This is a genomic window from Bacillus sp. 05T31, assembly GCF_056396725.1.
Genome location: NZ_JBFTMA010000134.1, coordinates 1 through 8,480, shown reverse-complemented (window position 1 = coordinate 8,480; position 8,480 = coordinate 1). Strand labels below are relative to the sequence as shown.

Annotated in this window: 7 protein-coding genes; all 7 read right to left on the bottom strand. The window is 34.8% G+C overall.

Annotation, left to right across the window (positions count from 1 at the left end):
* Positions 1-77: 77 nt before the first annotated feature.
* Entirely contained in the window at positions 78-224 is a 147-nt protein-coding gene (locus AC1DJR_RS11045) for a BC1881 family protein (RefSeq protein ID WP_002014405.1), read from the bottom strand.
* 166 nt (positions 225-390) lie between these two features.
* The gene (locus AC1DJR_RS11040; RefSeq protein WP_429688114.1) at positions 391-2,118 is read right to left on the bottom strand and encodes an S-layer homology domain-containing protein; all 1,728 of its coding nucleotides are present in this window, start codon (positions 2,116-2,118) and stop codon (positions 391-393) included.
* A 220-nt stretch (positions 2,119-2,338) separates the two neighbouring features.
* Positions 2,339-2,908, bottom strand: coding sequence for a hypothetical protein (locus AC1DJR_RS11035; protein WP_477002614.1), 570 nt, complete (start codon positions 2,906-2,908; stop codon positions 2,339-2,341).
* Between the two features lie 124 nt (positions 2,909-3,032).
* Positions 3,033-4,067 (bottom strand): nuclease-related domain-containing protein, encoded by a 1,035-nt coding sequence (locus AC1DJR_RS11030; protein WP_477002613.1) that lies wholly within the window; start codon positions 4,065-4,067, stop codon positions 3,033-3,035.
* Positions 4,068-4,206: 139 nt separating this feature from the next.
* Positions 4,207-5,253, bottom strand: a complete 1,047-nt coding sequence (locus AC1DJR_RS11025; protein ID WP_477002612.1) for a GH25 family lysozyme — start codon at positions 5,251-5,253, stop codon at positions 4,207-4,209.
* A 139-nt stretch (positions 5,254-5,392) separates the two neighbouring features.
* The gene (locus tag AC1DJR_RS11020; RefSeq protein ID WP_477002611.1) at positions 5,393-7,156 is read right to left on the bottom strand and encodes an ABC transporter ATP-binding protein; all 1,764 of its coding nucleotides are present in this window, start codon (positions 7,154-7,156) and stop codon (positions 5,393-5,395) included.
* Positions 7,156-8,480 (bottom strand): ABC transporter ATP-binding protein (locus tag AC1DJR_RS11015; protein ID WP_477002610.1); only part of this gene is annotated, 1,325 nt, incomplete at its 5' end. The genes AC1DJR_RS11015 and AC1DJR_RS11020, both read right to left, overlap by 1 nt.

Sequence of the window (8,480 nt, the reverse complement as noted above, 5' to 3'; positions counted from 1 at the left end):
CATATACACACTTCTATACAAACAAAAAGCACCCTAAGCGGATGCTCTGACTACTTTTCTTTATTGATAATATGTATTTAATCTTGATTAATYAAAATAACAGCTGGACCAGAAACAACTACTCCGGCCACTTCTATCTTTTCAAATTCCATCACTGTAATAGATATAACCCCTTCTCTTTCCATCAATTCCTTACTCAGGACTTCAGTCGGTATTGATTTCACCGTCCTACCTCCTTTTCATTTTATACAAAATTACAAAAAACTACCCAATGCATCTAAATATATGCATCACCTCCGCTTTCATTCCTTATTCCAGTCAAAATTCACATCCCCTTTCTATAACATATTGAAAAATAAAAAAGCACTCGCCAAAGCGAATGCCTTTCCATTATTTACTCTCTATTACTTTTAACATTCTATTAATAAATGCTGCCGATTCCCCACGTGTTGCAGAACCTTTTGGCATAAACTCATTATTCTCATTCCCTTTTACAATACCTAACCCATAAACACGTTGAACCGCCTGTTTATCATACGCTAAATTTTGATCCGTAAATGGTAATGAAACTAAATTACCTTTTATATTTTTGTATTGCAATGCACGATCAATCATAATAACAGCTTCATCACGTTTAATCGTATCATTCGGAGCAAATATATCATTTCCTCGTCCACTTATAATCCCAGCACTAGCTGCACGATTAATACCATCTACTAAYGATGGATGGGCTGTGCTTAAATCTTTRAAATTCGATTTCCCCTCTGGTAATTGCAATGATCTTGAAACTAAATTCGCAAATTCACCACGTGTTACAAGACGTTCTGGCCAGTAAGAACCCTTCCCGTCTCCAACCATAATACCTCTTTTATCTAATTCACGAATATCTGCTTCATACCAACCGCCAGTTATATCATCTTTATGATTCGTATCATAATAAGCTTTCGTTCCCTGTAAAAATGGCTCCCACGCATTATTCCTTATCATAATGGCCGGACAATTCTTTCCGCTCCAAAATTGATGTTTTTTCACATTTTCTAAAGGAATATTTAACTCCCCCATTAAATAGGCTGCTAGTTTGCGAGCATTTTCCACAGCTTTATTATAATCACCATCTTGATTGACAGCAATTTCAATTGCAATTGATTCTCTGTTACCAGTTCCTTCTGCTCCATCTCCAGCATGCCAAGCATTTTCATTTAATGGTAGATGTTGATAAATTTCTTTATCATCTACTGTAAAATGCCAAGATGCTGAACGATCAGTCGTTCCTGTTGCTTGGCTGTATAAATATTGTGCATGGTTTCTAGCATTTGCTCCAACACTATAATTATCTGTCTCATGAATTGTAATGTATTTTGGTTTCATCGCATAACCTGGACGAATATTTTCATTACCTGTTGGTACAATCATTTCCTTTAATGGTACACCGTAAATATCCGTTGTTTTCTCTTCTATTGGTGCAGTATACATAACCGCTGTACGTTTCGTACGAGTTGGAGTTGTACTTTGAATAAGAGATGCTTTTGTACCCTCAAATTTTGCTGAAGGTGCATAAATCCATTTCACCTCATTATCTATTTGGACTTGGAACCACTCTCCAACTTGTCCAATTGCAATAATTGTTTGCGGTTGTAACACTTTCTCGTCTTTATATGAATTAAATGGTGCGGAATATGTAGCTGTCTCTTCATTAATTACTAATTTTTCGTTTGCCAAGTGATAAACTTCCTTAACCTCTACATTTCCTTCACTACTTTGTATCCACCCAGCTCCAGATTCTGTTTGTATATAGTAAGCGTTTCCTTTTTGTTTTTCGGCTTTCACTACTTGATTAGAAAGCTGAACACCTGTCGCTTTTTGTAACTCAGCAGAATCAAATAAAGATGCTGAACCTATTATATGTACAAAAAAATCTCCTTGTACTTCATTTGTTATTCCTTTGCTCTCTCCACGTCCATCTTCATCTTTCATATGGCTTTCAATACTTTTTAATGCTTGCTCGTCTGTTGAAATCGTTACGGTCTTTTCTACTGTGTCGGCATAGGAAAAACTTGGAATCGTTACCATACTAAATACAATTGATGCAGCTAAAACATTATAAAATTCTTTTTTCATACTAATTATTTAACACGTTTATATCTTAATTCGTGTTAACTTCCCTCCCTAATCTAAAATATTTAAGGCTATCTAGCAGACTTCTAAACTAAATAACCCTTTACAATATAACAAACTCTATCTCATTCGTATAGATAGGAATGACTACTATTTGCCTACTTTTTCTATATTGGAATATAGAAAAGAAGCTATAAAAGATATAGCTTCTCCTCTCACTATTTCAATCTCGTTGTACCTTATACTCTATAACTCTACCATCTTTATCAAATTGCAAAACAAGCCATTCACTATCTATAGGAATGAAACCACGTTCATTCCCAAGATAGTATAGTGTAGTAATTCCCGTTTCCAAACTGCTTGTTTTCGTAGGGGCCCCTAACAATTTTGTAATTTCTTCGTTTGATTTCCCTATCAATTTATGCTCCTGTAATAGGTCATCTACCATATGTACTCGTTTTTCTTCATAATTTAACCACCGATCCTGATTAAAATTTGAAGTGTATTTATTTATACTTAATTGTACGGTGCATACTAGCAATGGAATGAGACCTACCATCATTATAGTGAACAGTTGTTTCTTACCTTTATCACGTCTTGCCGAAACATGTAAGATAGTCTTTTGAATAATAACTAATAAAATAAAAGGCATTACTACCACCAAAATACTCATTACACTCAATGACACATGAACCATATCAATAACGAAAATAAACGCAATGTACATTAATATATGCAAACAAAAATAAATGTACAACATTCCCCACAATATAGAGCTTTTACCTTTCTCCACCCAAATAACACCTACTTTATCCCGCTATTTGCGGGCAGTTAGACTCCCACCTCAAAATTCGGCTGTAAAGGGTAGAAGTCGGGTTGCCCATAAACCCCCACTAATTAAAGTTTTACTTTATTTTTCACTTCGCAACATAATTCATCTGGCCAATCATATCTCTAATCTTTTGTAGTTCTCGTGCTGTATATATTACTTTACTTGTTAAAACTTCATTTCTGAAAAACGTTACAATTTGCTCTCTATCTTTAAATCTCGGCAATTCTTCATTAGAAAGATCAATAACTTCTTTTCCACTCTCATTTTCAAAATATACAATTGGTTTTACTTTTTCCTTTACAATATCTACTTGCATTTCTTCCAAACAATTATATAAAGTTTGAGATAGCATWTTCGCTTTATACGCTGGATTCCCTTCATTTCTTACTTGCAAAGTTAATGAAGTTCCATCCGTAATAAATTCAAATGTCTCTTCTTTTTCAATTTCATGTTGATACTTACCAATTTCCTCAATCATAAATGAATATATACCCGCATTTTCTTTCGTTAAGCCATGGATTAATTTCCCTGTCCATTCTTTCGTCTCAAGTAGATAAATACCAGTTTTACATAAGATAAGGTGATGAATTCGATTATCATTTATGTCACGTTTATCTCTATATTTATTGCGTATCATAAAAACGTTCGGTATAATATGAAACTCTTCTTCTAGTATTATTCCTTGCTCAACGAAACCTCGCTTCATATAATGTAATATTTCATGCACATTCACTTCAGCACCATTTTTGGTATATTCTCGTAAATCCGCAATTAAATTTTGAAACATATGTATTTCACTACTATGCTTATCTTGCATTTCACTACGTTCTTTACTATGTTGAACAGCCAATTGATTTTTCATCATACGCATATTTTCAAGTTCTCTAGCTGTATTCACTTGTAAATCATTATATTTTTTCTGTTCCATATTCTTTAAAGTATCCTGTTGTTCTTTATGCCCTGTAATCGYAGCTGCAATCTCATTTTCATACGTTTCAATCGCTTGTTTCTTTTCAAACTCTACTTGCTGACTCTCTGATTCTAACTGTTTATTTTTATAAAACAGTACAAACACTACAGCTAATAATATTAAAATCCCACCTATTAGCACATACTCCATATTATTACTCCTTTATTTCATTTCCGATTATTTTTAAACATATATCAATTACATTATACTATGTTATCAATATATACTTTGTAAAAATTATATATTTTTCATAAAAGGCACCTCAGTCGAGATACCTTTTAGATTCACTTTATTGTACACCATACTGAATATAACTTGAATCATAGTATACCCATTGATTTGTCCCTAAGCAAAGCCATCCATCTTGCTTACTCCATACTCGATATGATTCACCATGATGTAACTGTCTTATAACATTCCCGTTTAATGATGGAGCATCTCGCAGATTCACATTATCGCCAGTAATAGTTGCTACATAATGTTTATACTGAATATAACTTGAATCATTATATACCCACTGATTTGTCCCTAAGCAGAGCCATCCATTTTGTTCTCCCCAAACTTCATATGATTCGCCACGATTCAATTGGCGAATTACACTAGACTGTAAAGATGGTCCACTTCGTAAATTCACATTATCTCCATTAATTACAGCAACTCCGTATACTGGATTCGCATTATTAGGCGTGGAAACATTCCCTCCACCACTTGCTCCATTTCCTTGTAAAGCTTCTAATGAAACAGCTGCTGATACATCACAATTTCCTACACCTGAAATTTGCCCAGAATCTGTGTACTGCCATGCTGTCCACTCTGTCCATCCACCAGCATCAGCAGGCGGTATACTAGAATATTTGGAAATCCAAAGTGGAATGTCACTTAACCCGCTAATTCCAAATTCATTAATATACCAAATTCCTGTATATAACATTACATCTTTCCCAGTAGCTTGTTTCACATAATTTACGAAACTTCTTGCCCAATTCGATATAGTCGCACCCGTTAAACTACTATTGCTAGTATCCGTTGGCGATTCTAAATCTAAAACAGGAATTAAATCCGTCTGATTACTCTGTAATATACTCACAAAATATTTCGCTTCTGAAATTGCATCATTCTGTTCTGGRTGMGCAAAATGATATGCACCAATTAATACATTCGCATTTCTCGCAGCTTGTACATTTTGAACGAAAGTGGGGTCAATATAGTTCACACCTTCCGTCGCTTTTGCATACGCCGCTGGAATGCCAGATGACTTCACAGCATTCCAATTAATGTTTCCTTCCCAATGAGACACATCAATAAACGTAAYATTTGAACTGGATCTATTTTGCATATAAAARCTCCTATCAAATTTTGTTATTCTATATACAATATGTACAACTCTAGTTAAAGGACACGACAAACCTCTCACATATTTCGAAAATTTTATTACATTTTAATATCTGAGAGAATAGAAAAAAGGCCTTGTAATTCTACAAGGCCTGTTGCAAACTCCCTTTATTTTGTAGCAAGTACATATTGTAGTAAAGTCCTTGTTTACTAAGTAGCTCTTGATGTGTTCCGCTTTCTACAATTTCCCCTTCATGCATAACAAATATTTGATCCGCATCTTGGATTGTAGACAATCTGTGCGCAATCGCTATCGTTGTTCTACCTTTTCGCATTTGCTGCAATGCCGTTTGGATAGCCTCCTCTGTTTCTGTATCAATATTTGCCGTCGCTTCATCTAACACTAATACTTTCGGATTGGTTGCTATCGTTCTAGCAAAAGCAATTAATTGCCTTTGACCACTAGAAAATGCAGCTCCTCTTTCGACAACTTCTGTATCATACTGCTCTGGTAATTTTTCAATAAACGTATTCGCTTGCACAAACTTTGCCGCTTCCTCTATCTCTTCATCCGTAATCTCTTCATTATACATACGAATRTTTTGCTTTACATTTCCAGCAAATAAAAATGCATCTTGCAGCACAAGACCAATTTTCTTTCGAATTTCTTGTTCTTCAAACTTCTCTAAATCTACTCCGTCTATTACWATATTTCCTGATTTAATATTGTAAAATCTCATTAATAAATTCATAATCGTACTCTTTCCGCTACCAGTATGCCCTACGAAAGCAACCGTTTGCCCTGACTTTACGTGAAAAGATACATTTTTTAAAACGTCACGCTTTCCATCATATGAAAAAGTAACATCTTTAAACTGAATTTCCCCGTTAGCTACTCGTGGCTGTTCACTCCCCATTTGAACAGGAGCTAAATCTTTATCATCCATTAAATGAAATACACGCGATGATGAAACAAGCGCTTGCTGGAAGAAAGATAGTTTCATCATCATCTCATTTACCGGCTGGAAGAAACGATGAATATAGTTAACGAAAGCATATAAAACCCCTACTTCAACAGGACTCTTTAAAGCATCGATTCCGAATAAACCAAGTACTAACGCAATTGCTACAATATGAACAAGATCTGTTGCTGGACGTAAAAGTAATGCATCTAATTTCAATGTACGACGTCCAGCACTAAAATGTTTATTGTTCACTCCTTCAAATTCTTTTCTCATCCGCTTTTCTTGCCGGAACACCTGAACAATATTCATACCTTGAATGGACTCATTTAACTTTGCATTTAATATACTCAGCTGATTACGTACCTCTAAATAAAAAGCTGCACTTTTCCGTTGATACAACACCATAATTGCAAACATTACCGGAATTAATATGAGCGAAAATAGCGCTAATTTTACATCTAATAAAAACATCGCTACTAAAATCCCTACTAAAAAGACTACATTTTTCACGAATGTTGATAGTACACTAACATAAAAATCTTTAATCGCTTCTGTATCATTCGTTATGCGAGATACGAGCGTACCAATCGGCGTACGATCAAAGAAGCTTAATGACAATTTTTGAACATGTTCATACACTTCAACTCGCATATCTTGGACAATCTTAAAAGCGATATTTTGAAAGTACAATAAGTCTAAATAAGTAAATAATACTTTTAATAAATGAGCAATAATATACACTACAAATAGGGTTACAAGTGCTGATTGTTCAAAGTTACCTGGCACTAAGTGTTCATCAAGAAATTGTTTAATTAAAAAAGGACCCATCATTTCAGTTACAGTTGCACCAACTAGAAATAAAAATGCTAACGCCAATAACCCTTTATAGGGCCTCATATAAGAAAGCAACCTTCTTAAATCACTCCGTTTTTTCTCAGCCATCATACGCCTCCTTTCTCTACTAACGCCTCTAACTGCTGGCTTTCGTACATTTCTTTATACCAACCATTTTCTTTCATTAATTGCTCATGTGTCCCTCGCTGCATAACCCTACCTTCATCAATAACAAGAATAAGATTTGCATGCTGAATAGCACTTAAACGATGGGCAGTAATAATCGTCGTTTTCTCTGCCCTTTCTCGTTTCAATGCAGTTAAAATAGTTTCTTCTGTTTTTGCATCTACGGCTGATAAACAATCATCTAATATTAAAATTTCAGCATTTGTTAATAATGCACGCGCAATAGAGATTCTCTGTTTTTGACCTCCTGATAGTGAAACGCCCCTTTCACCTACTACAGTGTCATACCCTTCTGGAAATTGAAATATATCATTATGAATACAAGCAATATCAGCAGCTCGGCTAATTTCTTTATATGTAGCATCGGCCTTTCCAAAAGCAATGTTCTCCCCAATACTCGCTGAAAATAAAAAGTGATCTTGCGGTACATATGAAATTGCAGAACGCACACCGTGAAGTGTTAAATCTCGAATATCCCGCTCCCCAACTTTTAATTCACCATTAAAATGATCATACTCTCGAATTAAACATTTTAATAACGTCGTCTTCCCTGCACCGGTACGCCCTACAACTCCTAACGTTTCACCTTTTCTTAAGTTAAAGTAAATATCTTTTAAGTTTAATAGTTCATTCTTTTTATAAGAAAACGAATCAACAGCAAACGAAACATCACCACTTGCTATAGCATGTATAGCATTTTCCTTATTCACTACATCTGAAGTTTGTGAAAATATTTTCTCCACACGATCATACGAAGCACGTCCACGCTCCATAATATTAAATAGCCATCCAAAAGCTAACATTGGCCATACAAGTGTCCCTAAGTACGTTGTAAATGTTACTAATTCCCCTACAGTTAATTCACCTCGTACGACTAATAATGATCCGTAACAAATTGCGATCAAAAATGAAAATCCGACAATTAGGGAAATCGTTGGATCGAATAACGAGTCAATACGTGCAACTAGCATATTTTTATGTACGACATCTTCAGATTTTTTCCGAAACGCTTGTAAATCCTCTTTCTCTTGTCCAAGTGAGCGAATTACCTTCATCCCACTCATACTTTCTTGCACTTTATCATTGATTTCAGAAAACGATTGCTGTGCCTTATGAAATCTTCTATGCAATAAAGTTCCATAATAATTTGTAGAAATAGCTACAATTGGCATCGGAATTAAACTTAATAACGTTAACTTCCAACTAATTGTAAATCCCATCGCTACGAGTACACATCCTCCAACAG